Source organism: Nocardioides aurantiacus (assembly GCF_003752505.1).
GTDB classification, from domain to species: Bacteria; Actinomycetota; Actinomycetes; order Propionibacteriales; family Nocardioidaceae; genus Marmoricola; species Marmoricola aurantiacus.
Window position 1 is genome coordinate 2940746 of the sequence record NZ_RKHO01000001.1, and the last position, 18610, is coordinate 2959355.

The 18610-nt window shown below is 74.4% G+C and carries 15 protein-coding genes; 1 reads left to right on the forward strand and 14 read right to left on the reverse strand.

Annotation, left to right across the window (positions count from 1 at the left end; translation table 11 throughout):
• Positions 1–75: 75 nt before the first annotated feature.
• Complete coding sequence (ileS, locus tag EDD33_RS14325) at positions 76–3300, forward strand: isoleucine--tRNA ligase (RefSeq protein ID WP_123391641.1); 3225 nt, start codon at positions 76–78, stop codon at positions 3298–3300.
• Between the two features lie 66 nt (positions 3301–3366).
• On the opposite strand, the gene EDD33_RS14330 is transcribed toward ileS, so the two are convergent.
• From EDD33_RS14330 to EDD33_RS14395, 14 genes are all read right to left on the reverse strand, one after another.
• Complete coding sequence (locus EDD33_RS14330; protein ID WP_342773623.1) at positions 3367–4185, reverse strand: DivIVA domain-containing protein; 819 nt, start codon at positions 4183–4185, stop codon at positions 3367–3369.
• A 25-nt stretch (positions 4186–4210) separates the two neighbouring features.
• Positions 4211–4507, reverse strand: a complete 297-nt coding sequence (locus tag EDD33_RS14335; RefSeq protein ID WP_056542388.1) for a YggT family protein — start codon at positions 4505–4507, stop codon at positions 4211–4213.
• Positions 4508–4549: 42 nt separating this feature from the next.
• The gene (locus tag EDD33_RS14340; protein WP_056542386.1) at positions 4550–5083 is read right to left on the reverse strand and encodes a cell division protein SepF; all 534 of its coding nucleotides are present in this window, start codon (positions 5081–5083) and stop codon (positions 4550–4552) included.
• A 70-nt stretch (positions 5084–5153) separates the two neighbouring features.
• A complete protein-coding gene (locus tag EDD33_RS14345) occupies positions 5154–5855 on the reverse strand; it encodes a YggS family pyridoxal phosphate-dependent enzyme (protein WP_123391642.1) in 702 nt (233 codons plus the stop codon).
• Complete coding sequence (gene pgeF, locus EDD33_RS14350) at positions 5852–6565, reverse strand: peptidoglycan editing factor PgeF (RefSeq protein ID WP_123391643.1); 714 nt, start codon at positions 6563–6565, stop codon at positions 5852–5854. The genes EDD33_RS14345 and pgeF overlap by 4 nt, the downstream gene beginning before the upstream one ends.
• Before the next feature lie 11 nt (positions 6566–6576).
• Positions 6577–7851, reverse strand: a complete 1275-nt coding sequence (gene ftsZ / locus EDD33_RS14355; protein WP_123391644.1) for a cell division protein FtsZ — start codon at positions 7849–7851, stop codon at positions 6577–6579.
• A gap of 412 nt (positions 7852–8263) precedes the next feature.
• A complete protein-coding gene (locus EDD33_RS14360) occupies positions 8264–9019 on the reverse strand; it encodes a cell division protein FtsQ/DivIB (protein WP_170169835.1) in 756 nt (251 codons plus the stop codon).
• A 50-nt stretch (positions 9020–9069) separates the two neighbouring features.
• Complete coding sequence (gene murC, locus EDD33_RS14365) at positions 9070–10512, reverse strand: UDP-N-acetylmuramate--L-alanine ligase (RefSeq protein WP_123391647.1); 1443 nt, start codon at positions 10510–10512, stop codon at positions 9070–9072.
• Positions 10509–11633 (reverse strand): undecaprenyldiphospho-muramoylpentapeptide beta-N-acetylglucosaminyltransferase, encoded by a 1125-nt coding sequence (gene murG, locus EDD33_RS14370; protein ID WP_211332557.1) that lies wholly within the window; start codon positions 11631–11633, stop codon positions 10509–10511. The genes murC and murG overlap by 4 nt, the downstream gene beginning before the upstream one ends.
• Positions 11630–12988, reverse strand: a complete 1359-nt coding sequence (gene ftsW / locus EDD33_RS14375) for a putative lipid II flippase FtsW (RefSeq protein ID WP_246003527.1) — start codon at positions 12986–12988, stop codon at positions 11630–11632. Before ftsW ends, murG begins: the two co-directional genes overlap by 4 nt.
• A 36-nt stretch (positions 12989–13024) precedes the next feature.
• Positions 13025–14497, reverse strand: coding sequence for a UDP-N-acetylmuramoyl-L-alanine--D-glutamate ligase (gene murD, locus EDD33_RS14380; RefSeq protein ID WP_123391648.1), 1473 nt, complete (start codon positions 14495–14497; stop codon positions 13025–13027).
• Positions 14494–15564, reverse strand: a complete 1071-nt coding sequence (gene mraY, locus EDD33_RS14385) for a phospho-N-acetylmuramoyl-pentapeptide-transferase (RefSeq protein WP_123391649.1) — start codon at positions 15562–15564, stop codon at positions 14494–14496. Before mraY ends, murD begins: the two co-directional genes overlap by 4 nt.
• Complete coding sequence (locus EDD33_RS14390; protein ID WP_123391650.1) at positions 15561–17042, reverse strand: UDP-N-acetylmuramoyl-tripeptide--D-alanyl-D-alanine ligase; 1482 nt, start codon at positions 17040–17042, stop codon at positions 15561–15563. Before EDD33_RS14390 ends, mraY begins: the two co-directional genes overlap by 4 nt.
• Positions 17039–18598, reverse strand: coding sequence for a UDP-N-acetylmuramoyl-L-alanyl-D-glutamate--2,6-diaminopimelate ligase (locus tag EDD33_RS14395; protein ID WP_123391651.1), 1560 nt, complete (start codon positions 18596–18598; stop codon positions 17039–17041). Before EDD33_RS14395 ends, EDD33_RS14390 begins: the two co-directional genes overlap by 4 nt.
• Positions 18599–18610: the final 12 nt, after the last annotated feature.

Sequence of the window (18610 nt, forward strand, 5' to 3'; positions counted from 1 at the left end):
AGGGTGGTACCGCGGGGCCCGGCCCGGCCGGTCCTCGTCCCTTCGGTCAGCACCGCACCGGACCGAAGGACGACCGTGACCCAGCCCGACGCCCCGACGGGTGCCCCCACCGGGGCACCGCCCGCGTACCGCCCCGTCCCGCCCCAGGTGGACCTGCCCGCGCTCGACCGCGAGGTGCTGGGGTTCTGGAAGGACCGGGGCATCTTCGAGAAGTCCGTGGCGCGCAACGCCGGGGCCGACACCTGGACCTTCTACGAGGGCCCGCCCACGGCCAACGGCCGGCCCGGGACGCACCACATCGAGTCGCGGACCTTCAAGGACGTCTTCCCGCGGTTCCGGACGATGCAGGGCTACCAGGTCAACCGCAAGGGCGGCTGGGACTGCCACGGCCTGCCCGTCGAGCTGGCCGTGGAGAAGGAGCTCGGCTTCTCCGGCAAGCCCGACATCGAGGCCTTCGGCATCGAGGAGTTCAACGCCCGCTGCCGCGAGTCCGTGACCCGCTACGTCGGCCTCTGGGAGGAGATGACCGACCGGATGGGCTGCTGGCTCGACATGCGCGAGCCCTACCGCACCATGGACCCGGAGTACGTCGAGTCGGTCTGGTGGGCGCTGAAGCAGATCCACGGCAAGGGACTGCTGGTCGAGGACTACCGGGTCGCGCCGTACTGCCCCCGCTGCGGCACCGGGCTCTCGGACCACGAGCTGGCCCAGGGCTACGAGACCGTGACAGACCCGAGCGTCTACGTGCGGCTCCCCCTCACCTCGGGCCCGTACGCCGGGACCGGCGGCCAGCAGGGCGCCAGCCTGCTGATCTGGACCACGACCCCCTGGACGCTGGTGTCCAACGCGCTGGTCGCCGCGCAACCGGGGCTGACCTACGTCAGCGTCACCGACGGCGTCGAGACCCTCGTGATGGCCGAGTCGCTCGTGGCGTCCGTGCTGGGCGAGGGCTGGGAGATCGAGGACCGCTTCACCGGCACCGACATGGTGGGCTGGACCTACCAGCGCCCGTTCGAGCTGCTGTCGTGGCCGGCCCGCACCGACGGCGCGACCGACCTGCCCGACGCCCACTACGTCGTGGCCGAGGACTACGTCACCGCCGAGGACGGCACCGGGCTGGTGCACCAGTCCCCCGCGTTCGGCGAGGACGACTTCGCCTCGTGCCGCCGCAACGGCGTCGCCATGGTCAACCCGGTCACGCCGCGCGGCGAGTTCGAGGACGGCCTGCCGCTGGTCGGCGGCCAGTTCTTCCGCCACGCCAACACCGACCTGGTCGAAGACCTCACCCGGCGCGGGCTGCTCTTCCGCCACCTGCCCTACGAGCACAGCTACCCGCACTGCTGGCGCTGCCACACCTCGCTGCTCTACTACGCCCAGCCGTCGTGGTACGTCCGGACCACCGAGGTCAAGGACGACCTGCTGGCCCAGAACGAGCAGACCACCTGGTACCCCGCCACCATCAAGCACGGCCGCTACGGCGACTGGCTGACCAACAACATCGACTGGGCGCTCTCCCGCAGCCGCTACTGGGGCACACCGCTGCCGATCTGGCGCTGCGCCGAGGACCACCAGACCTGCGTCGGGTCGCTGGCCGAGCTCTCCGGGCTCACCGGCACCGACCAGTCCGGTCTCGACCCGCACCGGCCGTTCGTCGACGACGTCGCGTTCGCCTGCCCCACCTGCGGGCAGGAGGCCCGCAGGGTCCCCGAGGTCATCGACGCGTGGTTCGACTCCGGCTCGATGCCGTTCGCACAGTGGGGCTATCCCCACGTCGAGGGCTCGGCCGAGCGCCTGGAGCAGGCCTACCCGGCCGACTTCATCTGCGAGGCCATCGACCAGACCCGCGGCTGGTTCTACACGCTGATGGCCGTCGGGACGCTGGTCTTCGAGCAGTCGTCCTACCTCAACGTGCTCTGCCTGGGCCACATCCTGGCCGAGGACGGCCGCAAGATGTCCAAGCACCTCGGCAACATCCTCGAGCCGATCCCGCTGATGGACGAGCACGGCGCCGACGCGGTGCGGTGGTTCATGGCCGCCGGCGGCTCCCCCTGGGCCGCCCGCCGGGTCGGTCACACCACGATCCAGGAGACCGTCCGCAAGGTCCTGCTGACCTACTGGAACTCCGTGGCCTTCCACGTGCTCTACGCCGGCATCGCCCGGTGGACGCCCGGGGCCAGCAGCGCCCCGCCCGTCGCCGACCGCCCGGTGATGGACCGCTGGGCCCTCTCCGAGGCCCACCACCTCGTCGCCGAGGTGACCACGGCGATGGAGGGCTTCGACACCCAGCGCGCCGGGTCGCTGCTCGCGGCGTACGTCGACGACCTGAGCAACTGGTACGTCCGGCGCTCGCGCCGCCGCTTCTGGGCCGGCGACGAGTCGGCGTTCGCCACGCTGCACGAGTGCCTGCGCCTGGTCACGCAGCTGATGGCGCCGCTGGCGCCGTTCGTGACCGAGAAGGTGTGGGGCGACGTGTTCGCCGCCAGCGAGCCCGACCTGGCCGAGTCGGTCCACCTGTCCACGTGGCCCGTGGCCGAGGCGTCGTACGTCGACCGGGAGCTGTCGGCGCAGATGCTGCTCGTGCGACGGCTGGTCGAGCTGGGCCGCGCCGCGCGCGCCGACGCCAAGGTCCGGACGCGGCAGCCGCTGGGACGGGCGCTGGTCGCCTCCGGGGCACACGCCCGGTTGGGCGAGGAGCTGCGGCGCGAGATCGCCGAGGAGCTCAACGTCGGCGCCGTGGAGCCGCTCTCGGCCGCCGGGGCCGACCTGGTCGACCACAGCGCCAAGGGCAACTTCCGCGCGCTGGGCAAACGGTTCGCCAAGGACACCCCGCGCGTGGCGGCGGCGATCGCGGCGGCCGACGCCGCGACGCTGGCGGCGACCCTGGCGGCCGAGGGCCGGGCCACGGTCGAGCTCGACGGCGCGCCCGTCGAGGTGCTGCCCGACGAGGTCATCCTCTCCGAGCGGCCGCGCGAGGGCTGGTCGGTGGTCAACGAGCAGGGCGAGACGGTCGCGCTCGACCTCGAGCTGACCCCCGGGCTGCTCCGGGCCGGCACGGCCCGCGAGGTGGTCCGGATGGTGCAGGAGGCCCGGAAGGGCTCCGGCTTCGAGGTCTCGGACCGGATCGTGCTGCGCTGGCACGCCATCGACGCCGACGGCGACCTCGCACCCGCGGTCACCGAGCACGAGGACCTGATCGCCGCCGAGGTGCTCGCCACCACGGTCGAGCAGGCAGCCACCGACGACGACCTCCCCCACCGCGACGCCGACCTCGGCATCGCGTTCTCGGTGACGCGGGTCTAGCCCGGGTCCGGACGCACCACGGCCCCGACCGGAGTCCCGGTCGGGGCCGTCGTACGTCGTGGGACCTCAGGCCCCGGCGTCGTCCTGCGGGTGGCCGTGGCCGGCCGGGAGCTCCCCGCCCTCGCCGCGCCCGTCGAGCGCCTCGAGCTGCTGGGTGAAGTAGCTCTTCAGCCGGCTGCGGTACTCCCGCTCGAACGCGCGCAGGTTGTCGACCTCGGTGTCGAGGCGCTGCTTCTCGCGCTCGATGTCGGCCAGGGCCTGGCTGCGCTTGCCCTCGGTCTCGGCGTCGAGGTTCTGCGCGCGGGTGCGCGCCTCCTCGTCGAGCTGGTCGGTCCGCTGCCGGGTCTCGGCCTGGAGCTGCTCGGCCTCGGTGCGGGCCGAGGCGACGATCTCCTGTGCCTCCTGGCGGGCCTCGGCGACGACCTCGTCGGCGTTGCGGGTGGCCAGCTCGAGCAGGCGGGTGGCCGCGGAGGACGCCTCGGCCGAGGTGGTGACCCGGATCTGCTCGTGCGGGGAGGGGCGGAGGCCGGAGGCGGCAGGCGTCGCCTGGGGCTCGGCGGCCGTCTGCTCGGCCTCGCCGGAGACCGGCGGCGCCTCGGCGGCGGCCGGCTCCTCGGGCGTCTCAGCCGGGCTGGTGGCCGGGACGGCGGCCGGCGTGGCGGGAGCGCCGGTGGCCGCGTCGTCGGCCTCGGTGGCGCCGGCGCGCGAGCGCAGCTGCTCGTTCTCCTTGAGCAGGCGACCCAGCTCGGCCTCGACCTCGTCGAGGAACTGGTCGACCTCTCCCTGGTCGTATCCCTCGCGCAGCCGCGTCGGGGTGAACCTCTTGGTGCTCACGTCCTCGGGCGTCAACGGCATGACCTCACCTGGCATCCTCACGTCGTCCATCACGGGCTCGTGGAACCCTAGCGGGTCAGCCTCGGAGCAGGATGGCCTGGTTGAGCCCGCGCAGGACGTAGCACAGGATCAGCAGTGCGATGAAGCTCAGGTCGACCGCGACGCCGCCCAGACGCAGCGGCGGGATCACCCGGCGCAGCGCCTTCACCGGCGGGTCGGTGGCGGTGTAGACGCCCTCGAGCACGACCAGCGCGGGGCCACGCGGCACCCAGGAACGGGCGAAGAGCTGCACCCAGTCCACGATGAGCCGGATGAACAGCAGCACGATGAACGTGGTCAGCAGCAGATCGATGACGGAGCCGACGACAACCACGTGCTGAGCCTAGGGGGTCGGTCCAACGTCTCCGGAGGGGGTTCAGCTCTGGTTGAAGAAGCCGTTCTCGGCGATGCGCTGCTTGTCCTCGGCCGCGACCGAGACGTTGGGCGGGGAGAGCAGGAACACCTTGTTGGTGACCCGCTCGATCGAGCCGCGCACCGAGAACACCAGGCCGGCCGCGAAGTCCACCAGACGCTTGGCGTCGGTGTCGTCCATCTCGGAGAGGTTCATGATCACGGGCACGCCGTCACGGAAGTTCTCGCCGACGACGCGGGCCTCGTTGTAGGTGCGGGGGTGCAGCGTGGTGATGCGCGACATCGGGGCCACCGTCGGGGTCGGGGCCGCGGTCCGCTGGACCGGGGCCTGCGGGGCGGGACGGCGGCGCTCGGCGAGGTGGGCCACGGGGCGCGAGCGCTCCACGTCGTCCTCGTCGTCGACGTCGGTCTCCAGGCGGGTGGCCGTGCGGGCCGGGGCACGACGGGTGTCGTCGCGCTCGGCACGGGGCTCGGCGTACTCACCCTCGGCGTCCTCGAGAAGTCCGAGGTAGACGCCCATCTTCCGCATCGCGCTCATTGCCTGTTTCCTCTGCTCTCGTCACGCTCATCTGCCCGCTCGCACGTGGTGGCGGCAGGCGTTTCGGACACTACTTGCTCTCGGGTCTGGGACCGAGGACCGCCGAGCCGATGCGCAGGTGTGTCGCACCGTGCGCGATCGCCTCGTCGAGGTCGCCGCTCATGCCGGCGGAGATCCAGCTCGCCCCGGGGTGGTCGCGGCGTACGTCGGCCGCCACCTCGGCGAGCCGGGCGAAGGCCTCGCCGGCGTCGCCCCCCAGCGGGGCGACCCCCATCACGCCGCGCAGCACCAGGCCCTCGGCGTCGGCCACCCGCGCGGCGAGCGCGGCCACCTGGTCGGGATCGGCGCCGGAGCGCCCGTCGGCCCCCGGCGGGTCGAGGCTGACCTGCACCAGCACGTCGAGGTCGCGGCCGCGCTCGGTCGCCCCCCGGCTCAGCCCGTTCACCAGCTTGGCGCGGTCCAGGGAGTGCACCGCGTCGGCGTACGTCGCGACGGCTGCCGCCTTGTTGCTCTGCAGCCCGCCGATGAAGTGCCACCGCAGCGGCAGCCCGGCCAGCTCCTCGGCCTTGGCCGCGGCCTCCTGGTGACGGTTCTCCCCCACGTCGCGCACGCCGAGGTCAGCCAGGACGCGCACGTCGGAGGCCGGGAAGAACTTGGTGACCACGACGAGGGTGACCTCGTCGGCGTCGCGACCCGCCGCGCGGCACGCCGCGTCGACGCGCTCGCGGACCTCGCCCAGCCGGCGCCCGAGGTCGTCCGCCCGCTCGCTCACGACCGCCTCCGCACCAGGCCGGCCGACCGGCCGGACCGGGCGCCGTCGCGGCGGTGGGAGTAGAGGTCGGGCGACTCCAGCGTGCAGCGCGCGACGTCGTGGACGACGACACCCGCCCGCTCCAGGCGGGCGCGGACGCCGGCGCCGAGGTCGAGTGCGGGGGTGCCCCACGACGTCGTCGCCGCCGTGGCCGGCTCGAGGCCGGCCACCTCGTCACGCAGCGCGGCCGGCACCTCGTAGCAGCGCCCGCACACGTGCGGGCCGATCCAGGCCTGCAGGTCGGTGGCGCCGAGCGCGCGCATCTGCTCCACGCAGGCGTCGACCACCCCGTCGGCCAGGCCCTGCCGCCCGGCGTGGGCCGCGCCGACCACCCCGGCCGCGGCGTCGGCCAGCAGCACCGGCACGCAGTCGGCGACCCGCACCACGAGCACGACGTCGGGCTGGTCGGTGACCAGGGCGTCGCAGCGCTCGCGCGGCGCGTCGCCGGCCGTGGTCACGACCCGGCGGCCGTGGACCTGCTCCATGTCGGCGACGCGGGCGCCCGGGGCGAAGTCGTCGAGCACCAGCGCGAGGTTGCGCCGGCGGTCGGCCTCGTCGTCCTCGCCGACCAGCGCGAGGTTGAGCGAGTCGAAGGGGGCAGCACTGACCCCGTCGTGCCTGTCGGTGAACGCCAGGTCGACGGGGCCGGTGCTGCTGCGGTGGGAGTACACCCGGGGGTGACCTACTTCAGGAAGTCGGGCACGTCGAGGTCGTCGCCGTAGCCCTCGCGGGACGGCGTCGAGGCGGGGCGGCTGCCCCAGCCCGAGGTGCCGCGCGACCCCTCCTGCGGCGCGGGCTCGCGTCGCTCCGGAGCGGGGGTCGCGGCCTGCTGCTGGCCGGCGTCGTTCGAGCGCTGCGCGCCGACCGTGACCGGCTCGCGGCGGGGAGCGGCGGCGGCCTGCTCGGCGCGGCGCTGCTCGGCCAGGGCCCGGGCCGCGGCACGGGTCTCCTCCTGGCTCTGCTGGGCCGGCCGCGGACGCAGGCCCTGGCCCTCGTCGCGACGCTTGGGACGGCCACCCTCGAAGCCGGCGGCGATGACGGTCACCCGCACCTCGTCACCGAGCGCGTCGTCGATGGTCGCACCGAAGATGATGTTGGCCTCGACGTGCACCGCGTCGGCGACCATCGCGGCCGCCTCGTTGATCTCGAACAGGCCGAGGTCGGAGCCGCCGGCGATCGAGAGCAGCACGCCCTGGGCGCCGTCGATGGACTCCTCGAGCAGCGGGCTGGAGACCGCGAGCTCGGCGGCCTCGACGGCGCGGTTCTCGCCGCGGGCCGAGCCGATGCCCATCAGCGCGGAGCCGGCGTTGGACATGACCGACTTGACGTCGGCGAAGTCGAGGTTGATCAGGCCGGGGGTGGTGATCAGGTCGGTGATGCCGGAGACACCCTGCAGCAGGACCTGGTCGGCCTGCTTGAAGGCGTCGAGCATGCTCACGTTGCGGTCGCTGATCATCAGCAGCTTGTCGTTGGGGATCACGATGAGGGTGTCGACCTCCTCGCGGAGACCCTCGATGCCCTCCTCCGCGGAGGTCGCGCGGCGGCGGCCCTCGAAGGCGAAGGGGCGGGTGACCACACCGATCGTCAGCGCCCCGAGGGAGCGCGCGATCTTGGCGACGACGGGCGCGCCACCGGTGCCGGTGCCACCACCCTCACCCGCGGTGACGAAGACCATGTCGGCCCCCTTGAGGACCTCCTCGATCTCCTCAGCGTGGTCCTCGGCGGCCTGCGCACCCACGCTGGGGTTCGCACCGGCGCCGAGACCACGGGTCAGCTCGCGACCGATGTCGAGCTTGACATCGGCGTCGCTCATCAACAGGGCCTGTGCATCTGTGTTGATGGCGATGAACTCGACGCCCTTCAGCCCGACCTCGATCATCCGGTTGACGGCGTTGACTCCACCTCCACCAATACCCACGACCTTGATGACGGCGAGGTAGTTCTGGGGTGCTGCCACGGCGGTGCCTCTCACTGTGTGGTGGTGCGTCCGACGGTTGTCGGTCGACCTCGGATGTTCCTGTGGGGAAGTCCGTCCCAGGAGGGTCAGAACTCTAACCTTGAAGTAGAGGGTTATAGTTATGTCAACCTGGGGCGGTGGGATCAAGTTAGGCGGGAGGGCCCGGCCGACCGAATCGACACGCGGGGGCGCGTCGAGATTCCGCGAAATTCGTCGGGTGGTGTATGCGCGTCCGGCGGGGTGGGTCGGGCGGCCAGCACGGCGGCCCACTGGAGGCTGCGAGGGCGGCCGCGGGGGCGGCCGGGAGCGGCGTACTCCCTGAGGACCTGGCCCCGGGACGGGGCCCGTGCGGGGCGCGTACGCCAGGGACTGCCCGGCCCCGGTCGAGCGGTCCGGGCACGGCAGCTCGGGGTCAGCGGGTGGTGAGGCGGCCGGGGACGGAGACGTCGATCTCGTCGACGCCGCGCGGTAGCTGCGGCAGCATCACGGCGAGCACCTCGGCCTTGGTGCCGGACTGCTCCGCGCTCCCCCACACCACGCGGCGGCCGCTGTCCAGCACCAGGGTGATCTCGTCGACGCTGCCCACCTCGACGGTGCGGGTGCGGCGCGCCACGTCGGCCGGGAGCGCGTCGACCACGCCCGCGGCCTCGACGACCGCCTCGCGGCCGACGCCCCGGGCGGGGGCCACCAGCGGCAGCCGGGCGGGGCGCGCGTCGTAGGACCCGAAGACCACGCCCTGGGCGTCGAGCGCCTGCAGGCCGCCGGACCGCTCGAGGACCGCCACCGGCGTGCGGGGGGTGACCTCGACGTGCAGCGTGTGGGGCCAGCTGCGGGAGATCTCCGCGTGCCGCACGGCCGGGATGGCCTCGACACGTCGCTGCAGCAGGTCGGTGTCGACGCGGGCCAGGGGCGTGCCGGACGGGACCTCGGCCGCCCGGGCGACCCGGGCCTCGTCGGCCACCCCGGCGCCCGCCACCTCGACCCCGCGGGCGGTGAGGTAGGGCGAGAGAAGCAGCAGCCACGCCAGCGCACCGACCAGGGCGACGACCAGCAGCCCGAGCGCGACCCGCCCGATCGTCCGACGACGCCCCTGGTGGTGGCGCCGCCGGCGGAGGTCGTCCAGGGCGATCCGGACGGTCTGCTCGTCGGGGCCGGTCGAGGACGGCACCGACGACCTGGACCGCCCGGGACCGCGGGACCTCCGGGGCAGCAGCCGCATCAGCGGCCTCCCCCGGGACGGGACTCGTCGTCCCGCTCGGCGAGCCGCTCGAGCACCTCGGGGCCGAGCAGGGTGACGTCGCCCGCGCCGAGGGTCAGCACGAGGTCGCCGGGACGCGCCCGGTCCACCAGGTGGCCGGCCACGGCCGACCAGGAGGGCTCGAAGACGACCCGGTCGGCGGGCAGCGGCACCGCGCGCGCGACGAGCGCGCCGTCGACACCGGGCTCGGGGTCCTCGCGGGCGACGTAGACGTCCATCACGACGACCTCGTCGGCGGCGCCGAGCGCGACGCCCATGTCGTGGCCGAAGATGCGGGTGCGGGAGACCATGTGGGGCTGGAAGGCCACGATCAGCCGCCCGTCGCCGGCCACCGAGCGCGCGGCCTGGAGGTCGCCGCGGATCTCGTTGGGGTGGTGGGCGTAGGAGTCGTAGACCCGCACCTGCCCGACCTCGCCCTTGAGCTCCATCCGTCGGCGGGTGCCGCTGAAGGAGCCCAGCCCCGCGGCGAGCGCCTCGAAGTCGAAGCCGAGCCGGAGCCCGCACGCCAGGGCCGCGAGGGCGTCGAGCACGTAGTGGCGACCGGGGATGCGCAGGCGCACCTGGCCGAGCCGCTCGCCGCGGTCCAGGACGGTGAAGCTCGAGGTGGAGCCGACGAAGCGGACGTCGACCGCCCGCACCTCGGCGTCCTCGCGCTCCCCCACCCGCACCACCGTGCGGCCACGCGCGGCGGCGGTGGCGGCCAGGGCGTCGGCGCCGGGGTCGTCGGCGCACAGCACCAGGAAGCCGTCGGGGTCGACGCGGTCGACGAACTCGTCGAACGCGGCGCGGTAGGCCTCCTCGGTGCCGTAGTTGTCGAGGTGGTCGGCCTCGACGTTGGTCACGAGCGCGGCGTGCGGGGAGTAGACGAGGAAGGCGCCGTCGCTCTCGTCGGCCTCGGCGACGAACAGCTCGCCGGTGCCGTCGTGGGCGTTGGAGCCGGTCTCGTTGAGGTCGCCACCGATCGCGAAGGACGGGTCGGCGCCGCAGTGCTGCAGCGCCACGGTCAGCAGCGAGGTGGTCGTGGTCTTGCCGTGGGTGCCGGCCACCGCCACGACGCGGCGGCCCTGCATCACCGACTCGAGCGCGGCCGAGCGCGGCACCAGCCGCAGCCCGCGGGCGCGGGCGCCGACGACCTCGGGGTTGTCCTCGCGCACCGCGGTGGAGACCACGACCGTGTCGGCGTCACCGAGGTGGGCGGCGTCGTGGCCGAGGTGGCAGGTCGCGCCGAGCGCGCGCAGTGCCTCAAGGGTGCGGGAGTCCTTGGCGTCGCTGCCCGTCACGCGGATGCCGCGGGCCAGCATGATGCGCGCGATGCCGGACAGGCCGGCACCGCCGATGCCGATGAAGTGCACCGTGCCGAGCCGGTCGGCCGGCAGCAGCTCGTCGGGGACGGGGACCCTCATCGGCGTGCCTGCTTCCGGGTGTGCCAGGCCTCCACGACCAGGTCGGCGAGGAGCTCGTCGGCGTCGAGGGGGACCACGCCCGACGCGGCCGCCCCCATCGCGGCCAGCCGGGCGGGGTCGGTGAGCAGGTCGGGCAGGGCCGAGGCGACCCACTCGGGGGTGAGCGCCGCGTCGGAGACCAGCAGCCCTCCCCCGGCGTCGACGACGGGACGGGCGTTGAGGGCCTGCTCGCCGTTGCCGATCGGCAGCGGCACGTAGACCGCCGGCAGCCCGACCCCGGAGACCTCGGTCACGGTGTTGCTCCCGGCGCGGCACAGCACGGCGTCGGCCGCGGCGTAGGCGAGGTCCATCCGGCTGACGAACGCCTCCACGACGTACGCCGGTCCGTGCTCGCGCTGCTCCTCGGTCAGGGCCGGGTGGGCCTCGCCACGCGGACCGACGACGTGGAGCACCTGGACCCCCGCCGCGGCGAGGGCGGGGGCGGCGGCGGCGACCGACTCGTTGAGCCGGCGCGCACCCTGGGAGCCGCCGGTCACGAGCAGCACCGGCCGGTCGGCCGCGAGCCCGAAGTGCGCCAGCGCCTCCGCGCGCAGGGCGGCGCGGTCGAGGGTGCTGACCATCCGCCGCACCGGGAGGCCGAGGTGGCGGGCACGGGGCAGCTCGGTGCCGGGGAACGACGTGGCGACGAAGGGCGTCAGCCGCGCGCCGAGCCTGTTGGCGATGCCGGGCAGCGCGTTGCCCTCGTGGACGACCAGCGGCAGGCCGCGACGGCGGGCGGCGAGGTAGGCCGGCACCGAGACGTAGCCGCCGAAGCCGACGACCACGTCGGGGCGGACGCGGTCGAGCACCTCGAGGGTGGCGGTGAGCGCCGCGCGCACCCGGCCGGGGGTGCGCAGCAGGTCGGCGTTGGGCCGGCGCGGCAGCGGCACGGCGGGCACCAGCTCGAGCGGGTAGCCCGCCTCGGGCACGACCCGCGTCTCCAGGCCGCGGGCGGTGCCCAGCGCGGTCACCTCGACGTCGGGCAGCCGACGGCGCAGGGCGTCGGCGGTGGCCAGCAGGGGCGAGGTGTGACCGGCGCTGCCGCCCCCGGCGAGCAGCACGCGGTGGGGTCCGTGGTTCACGCCCGGCCCCGCTCGGTGGGGCGGCGGCGCGAGCGCAGGCCGCCCGCCAGGACGGCGGGAACGCCGCTGCGGGGCGTGGTGGCGTCGTCGTCGCGGGGCGACCGGTCGCGCCGGCGGGCGCGGAGAGCGGCGCGGGCCTCGGGCTCGTCGCGGGCGAAGCCGACGAGCAGGCCGAGCGCCACCAGCGAGGGCACCAGAGCCGAGCCGCCGTAGGAGACCAGCGGCAACGGGATGCCGATGACGGGCAGCAGGGCCAGCACCATGCCGATGTTGATCAGGGTCTGCGACATCAGCCAGATGCAGATGCCGGCCGAGGCGTAGCGCACGAACGGGTCGGCGGTGTTGATGGCGAGCCGGATCATGGCGTACGCCACGGCGCCGAAGAGCGCCAGCACGAGCAGCGTGCCGACCAGGCCGAGCTCCTCGCCGAGCACGGCGAAGATGAAGTCGGTGTGGGCCTCCGGGAGGCTGCCCCACTTCTGCTGGCTGGCCGAGAGGCCCTTGCCGAGCAGGCCGCCGCTGGCCATGCCGAGCAGGCCGTGACCGGCCTGCCACCCGGCGCCCTGGAAGTCGGCGAAGGGGTCGATGAAGCTCGTCAGGCGGGTACGCCGCTCGGCGTTGCTCGCCGCGAGGTAGAACGCCGCGACGCCCACGATCGACAGCGCGAGGCCGAACAGCCGGGCCGGCACGCCGACCACCCAGAGCATGCCGAGCAGGATGGCGAACAGCACGAGGGCGGTGCCGAGGTCGCGCTGGAACACGACGAGGCCGGAGATCATCACCACGACCGGGGCGACCGGCACCAGCGCCTGCATCGGGTTGCCGAGCAGCCGCTCCTTGCGGGCGTAGACGTCGGCGGCCCACAGCACCACCGAGAGCTTCGCGATCTCCGAGGGCTGCACCGTGAGCGGCCCGAGGGCCAGCCAGTTGCGGTTGCCGTTGACCGCGAAGCCGAGGCTGGTCTGGGTCAGCGCGAGCAGCAGCACGGCCAGGCCCACCGCCGGCCAGGCCAGCCGGCGCAGCCAGCGGCGGTCGATCCGGCTGGCGACCCAGGCCGCGGGAAGCCCGATCGCCACCCAGGTGAGCTGCTTGAGCACGATGTAGTAGCTGCTGTCGTGCACCTTGAACGAGTAGACGCTCGAGGCGCTCAGCACCATCATCAGGCCGATCGCCAGCAGCATCGAGGTGCCGCCGAGGATGAGGTAGTAGGAGGTCAGCGGCCGCTCCAGGCTGCGCTTGACCACGCGCCAGCGGTCGGCGAGCGGGGCGAGCGCCCCGGCCACCCGGCCTCGCGGACCGGTCGTCCTCGTGGGAGCCGGGGCCGCCGGTGGCCGGGTCTGGCTGGTGACGCTCACCGGGCTCCTCCTCGGGCCTCCCCGGGGAGGGGGCCGCTAGCTGCTCGTCCCCCGGCGGCGGTGCACCGCGGCGGCGAAGGCGTCACCGCGGGCGCCGTAGTCGGCGAACATGTCCATGGACGCGCACCCCGGCGCCAGCAGCACCGTGTCCCCCGGCCTGGCCAGGGACGCGGCACCCGCGACGACGCGGTCCATCGGTCCTTGCCCCGCATCCTCCCCGGCGGCCACCTCGATCACGGGCACATCGGGCGCGTGTCGCCGCAGCGAGTCCCGGATCACGGGGGCGTCGCGGCCGAGCAGCACGACGCCGCGCAGCCGGTCTCCGACCGCCTGCACCAGGTCGTCGAAGCGGGCGCCCTTGGCCAGGCCGCCGGCCACCCAGACCACGGGGTCGTAGGCGCGCAGCGAGGCGAGCGCCGCGTGGGGGTTGGTGGCCTTGGAGTCGTCGACCCAGCGCACCTCGTCGAGGACGGCCACCTCGGCGATCCGGTGGCCGTCGGGCCGGAACGATCGCAGCGCCTGCTGCACCGCCGCCGGCGACACGTCGTGCGAGCGCGCGAGGGCAGCCGCCGCGAGTGCGTTGGCGACGTAGTGCGGGGCGTCGCTGGCCAGCTCGCCGACGGTGCACAGCTCGGCCGCGCTGGTCTCGCGGTCGGGCACGAAGGCGCGGTCGGCGAGCACGTCGTCGACGACGCCGACCATCCCGACCGAGGGGGTGCCCAGCGTGAAGCCGATCGCCCGGGCGCCCTCGACGACGTCCGCGTCGCGCACCAGCTGCTCGGTCACCGGGTCGGCGACGTTGTAGACGCAGGCCCGCTGCACGCGCTCGTAGACGCGGCCCTTGTCGGCGGCGTAGTCGGCCATCGCGGTCGGGCCGGCGTACCAGTCCAGGTGGTCCTCGGCGACGTTGAGCACCGCCGCGGACTGCGCGGCGACCGAGTGCGTCCAGTGCAGCTGGAAGCTGGAGAGCTCGACCGCGAGCACGTCGTAGGGGTCGGGGTCCATCACCGCCTCGACGATCGGCAGCCCGACGTTGCCGGCCGCGACGGTGCGCAGGCCGCCGGCGCGCAGCATGGCCTCGAGCATCTGCACGGTGGTGGTCTTGCCGTTGGTGCCGGTCACGGCCAGCCAGGGGGCGGGCCGCTCGGGGTCGCGCAGCCGCCAGGCCAGCTCGACCTCGCCCCAGACGGGCACCCCGCGCGCGGCGGCCTGGGCGAGCAGCGGCGAGGTGGGCGACCAGCCGGGCGAGGTGACGACGAGGTCGACGTCCTCGGGCAGGGTGGCGGTGCTGCCCTCCCCCAGCCGGACGGTGGCGCCGAGGCTGTCGAGCAGGTGGGCCCGCTCGACGCGGTCCCCGGCCTGCGACTCGTCGAGCGCGGTGACGGTCGCGCCGAGGAAGGTCAGGTTGTCCGCCGCGGCGTACCCCGAGACCCCGAAGCCGGCCACGACCACGCGCACCCCGGCCCACTCGTCGGCGCGACCGAGATCGGTAACGTCGCGGCGGCTCATACGCCGGCCACCCACTCGGCGTAGAACAGGCCGAGACCGGCGGCCACGAAGATGCCCGCGATCAGCCAGAAGCGGATCACCACGGTGATCTCCTCCCAGCCGAGCATCTCGAAGTGGTGGTGCAGCGGTGCCATCCGGAAGAGCCGGCGGCCCTTGGTGGCCTTGAAGAAGCCGACCTGGAGGATCACCGAGAGGGTCTGGATCACGAACAGCCCGCCGAGCAGCGCGAGCAGGAACTCGGTGCGGGTCAGCACGGCCAGGCCGGCCAGGGCCCCGCCGAGCGCCAGCGAGCCGGTGTCGCCCATGAAGATCTTGGCCGGCGAGGCGTTCCACCACAGGAAGCCGAAGCAGGCGCCCGTGATCGCCGCGGCGAAGATCGCGAGGTCGAGCGGGTCGCGCACCTCGTAGCAGGTGGGGCCGGGCTCGCGTCCGCACCACTGGTTGTTCTGCCAGATGTTGACCAGCGTGTAGGCGCCGAAGGTCATCACCGATGCACCCGCGGCGAGCCCGTCGAGGCCGTCGGTGAGGTTGACGGCGTTGCTGGTGCCGGCGATGAGCAGCCAGATGAACAGCACCACGACGATCGCCGGGAGGGTGAGGTCCTTCGGGTCGCGGATCAGCGAGATCGTCTGGCCGGCGGGCGTCTGACCGCGGGAGTCCTCGAACCACGGCGCCAGCGCCAGGGCGCCGAAGGCCACCGCGACGAAGGTCTGCCCGATGAACTTGGCCCGGCTGCGCAGCCCGAGGCTGCGCTGCCGCGAGATCTTGATGTAGTCGTCGAGGAAGCCCACCGTGCCCAGGCCCACGAACAGGAACATCAGCAGCAGCGCCGAGGCGCTGGGGGTGCGACCGGTGACCAGGCACGCCGCGAGGTAGGACAGCACCGAGGCCAGCACGATCACCAGGCCGCCCATGGTGGGCGTGCCGCGCTTGGTGTGGTGCGTGGTGGGGCCGTCGTCGCGGATCAGCTGGCCGTAGCCGTGCCGCGCGAGCACGATGATGGCGTAGCGCGTGCCCACCAGGGTGAGCACCAGCGACAGGCCGCCGGCGAGCAGGATCGCTCTCAACGCCCACCCTCCTTTCGACGCGCGCCGGCGGTCGGCGCGTCGTGGTCCTCGAGCAGCGTCTGGGCCACCTGCTCGAGGCGGCCGGACCGCGATGCCTTCACCAGCACCACGTCCGGACCGCGGACATTCTCGCGCAACCACGCCGAGGCCTCGGCCACGCCCCGGACGTGGTGTGTCGCCGGGTGGCCCGCGTCGGCGAGCGCGTCGGCGATGCCGGCCGCCCCCTCGCCCACCACCACGACCGCGTCGAGGCCCAGCCGCGCGGCCAGGGCACCGACGGCCCGGTGCTCGGCCGCGGCGTCGGGGCCGAGCTCGCGCATCTCCCCCAGCACCGCGACCGTACGACGGCCCGAGCGCGCGCCGATGCCGGCGAGCGTCTCCACCGCCGACCGCATCGAGTCGGGGTTGGCGTTGTAGGCGTCGTTGACCACGACCAGGCCGTCGGCCCGCTCGGTCAGCTCCATCCGCCAGCGCGAGAGCGCCTCGATGCCGCGCAGGCTGGCCGCGACCTGCGGCAGCCCGAGCCCGACCGCCACCCCCACCGCGGCGGCGGCCGCGGCGTTGGTGGCCTGGTGGGCGCCGAGCAGGCGCAGCTCCACGCGCTCGGTCGCGCCGGCGTGGGCGAGGTCGAAGGCGGGTCGGCCGAGGTCGTCGAGGACGAGGTCGCCCACCCGCACGTCGGCGTCGTCGCCGGCCCCGAAGCGGACCGCCTCGACACCGGCCTCGTCGGTGACCCGCGCGTCCATGCCGGTCACCAGGGGGTCGTCGGCGTTGAGGACCGCGACGCCGTGGCCGGGGCGCAGCGCCTCGACGATCTCGCCCTTGGCCTGCGCGATGTTGGCCTGCGACCCGAACTCGCCGAGGTGGGCCTTGCCCACGTTGAGCACGAGGGCGACGTGGGGCGGCGCGATCGCGCACAGCTCGGTGAGGTGACCGATCCCCCGCGCCCCCATCTCCAGCACGAGGTAGCGGGTCCCGGTCGTCAGCCGCAGCACGGTGAGGGGCAGGCCGAGCTCGTTGTTGAACGACCCGGCCGTCGCGACGGTCGGGCCGGCGTCGGCCAGGACCCGCGCCAGCATGTCCTTGGCGCTGGTCTTGCCCTGGGAACCGGTGACGGCGACCACCACGAGGGCCTCGGGGTCCCTGAGCGGGAGCCGGCCGAGCTCGCGGTCGTCGCGGTGGCGGCGGTCCAGCACGGCGCGCGCCAGCTGCTGCAGCGCCGCCTGCGCGTCCTCGACCACGACGGTGGGCACCCCGGTCGGACGGGTGCCGAGCACGGCGACCGCGCCGGCCGCCACGGCCGCGGCCGCGTGGTCGTGGCCGTCGGCGTTCTCGCCGGCGAAGGCGACGAACAGGCCGCCGGGCTCGGGGGTGCGGGTGTCCAGGAAGGCGGGGCCTGTCACCACCGAGGTGGGGTCGGCGTCGTGCAGCACGCCGCCCACCGTCTCGGCGACCTGGGCCAGGGTCCGCTCGATCACCGCAGCGCTCCCGCGATCGCGGCCCGGAGCTCGTCGCGGTCGTCGAAGGGGTGCACCTGTCCGGCGACCTCCTGCCCGGTCTCGTGGCCCTTGCCGGCCACGACCACGGTGTCGCCGGGCCCCGCGAGCGCCACGGCCCGACGGATCGCCTCGCGGCGGCCGTCGACCTCGAGCACCTCGGCCCGGTCGGCCGCGGGCACCTCCGCGGCGCCGGCGAGCAGCGCGGCCCGGATCGCGGCGGGGTCCTCGCTGCGCGGGTTGTCGTCGGTCACCACGAGCACGTCGGCCAGCCGGGCGCCGATCTCGCCCATCACCGGGCGCTTGCCCGTGTCGCGGTCGCCGCCCGCGCCGATCACCAGCACCAGGCGTCCTCGGGTCAGCGGGCGCAGGGTGTCCATCGCGGCCTGCACGGCGTCGGGCTTGTGGGCGTAGTCGACGACCGCGAGCCAGGGCTGGCCGGCGTCGACCCGCTCCAGCCGGCCCGGCACCCCGCCGGACGCGGAGATGCCGCGGGCCACGACCTCGGGGTCCAGCCCGGCCTCGCCCGCGACCGCGATGGCGCACAGGGCGTTGGCGACGTTGAACGCCCCCGGGATCGGCACCCGGGCCCGCAGCCGCAGGCCGCGGGGGCCGAGCACCGTGAACTCCGAGCCGCCCGGCTCGCCGACCACGTCGACCGCGCGCCAGTCGGCGTCGGCACCGGTCGCGGAGAAGGTCGCCATCGGCACCGAGGCCACCCGCAGCAGCCGGCGGCCGAACTCGTCGTCGACGTTGGTCAGGCCACGCTGGGTGCGCTCGGGGGTGAACAGCGACGCCTTCGCGGCGAAGTAGTCCTCGAGGTCGCGGTGGAAGTCGAGGTGGTCGCGGCCCAGGTTGAGGAAGGCGGCGGCGTCGAAGACCACGCCGTCCACGCGTCCCATCACCAGCGCGTGGCTGGAGACCTCCATCGCGCAGGCCTCGACCCCGCGCTCGACCATCACCGCGAACAGCGCGTGCAGGTCGGGCGCCTCGGGCGTGGTCAGGGTGGAGCGGACGTCCTGACCGGCGATGCGGGTGCCGACGGTGCCGACCACCCCGGCGGTCACCCCGGCGGCGGTCAGGCCGCCCTCGAGCAGCCGGGTGGTCGTCGTCTTGCCCTGGGTGCCGGTCACGGCCACCAGGGTCAGCGCGCGGGCCGGGTCGGCGTACACCCGCGAGGCGAGGGCGCCCAGCACGGCGCGGGGCCGCTCGGCGACCAGCAGCGGGACCTGGAGGCCCGGGGCCTCCTCGGCGAGGACACGACGCACGGTCGCGGCCCCCTCGGCGTCGGTCAGGACCGCCACCGCGCCGGCGGCGACCGCCTGGGCGACGTAGGTGGCGCCGTGGGTGCGGGCGCCCGGCAGGGCGGCGTACACGTCACCGGGGCAGACGCGCTGCGAGCTCAGCGTCAGCCCGGTCACCTCGACGGCGTCGGTGCCGGCCGGGGACAGCTCGGCGCCGGTGAGGGCGCTGACCTGACCCAGCGAGAGCGGCGGCGACGAGCTCGGGCGGGTGGGGATGGTCTCGGGCTCGGGCACCGGTCGAGGCTA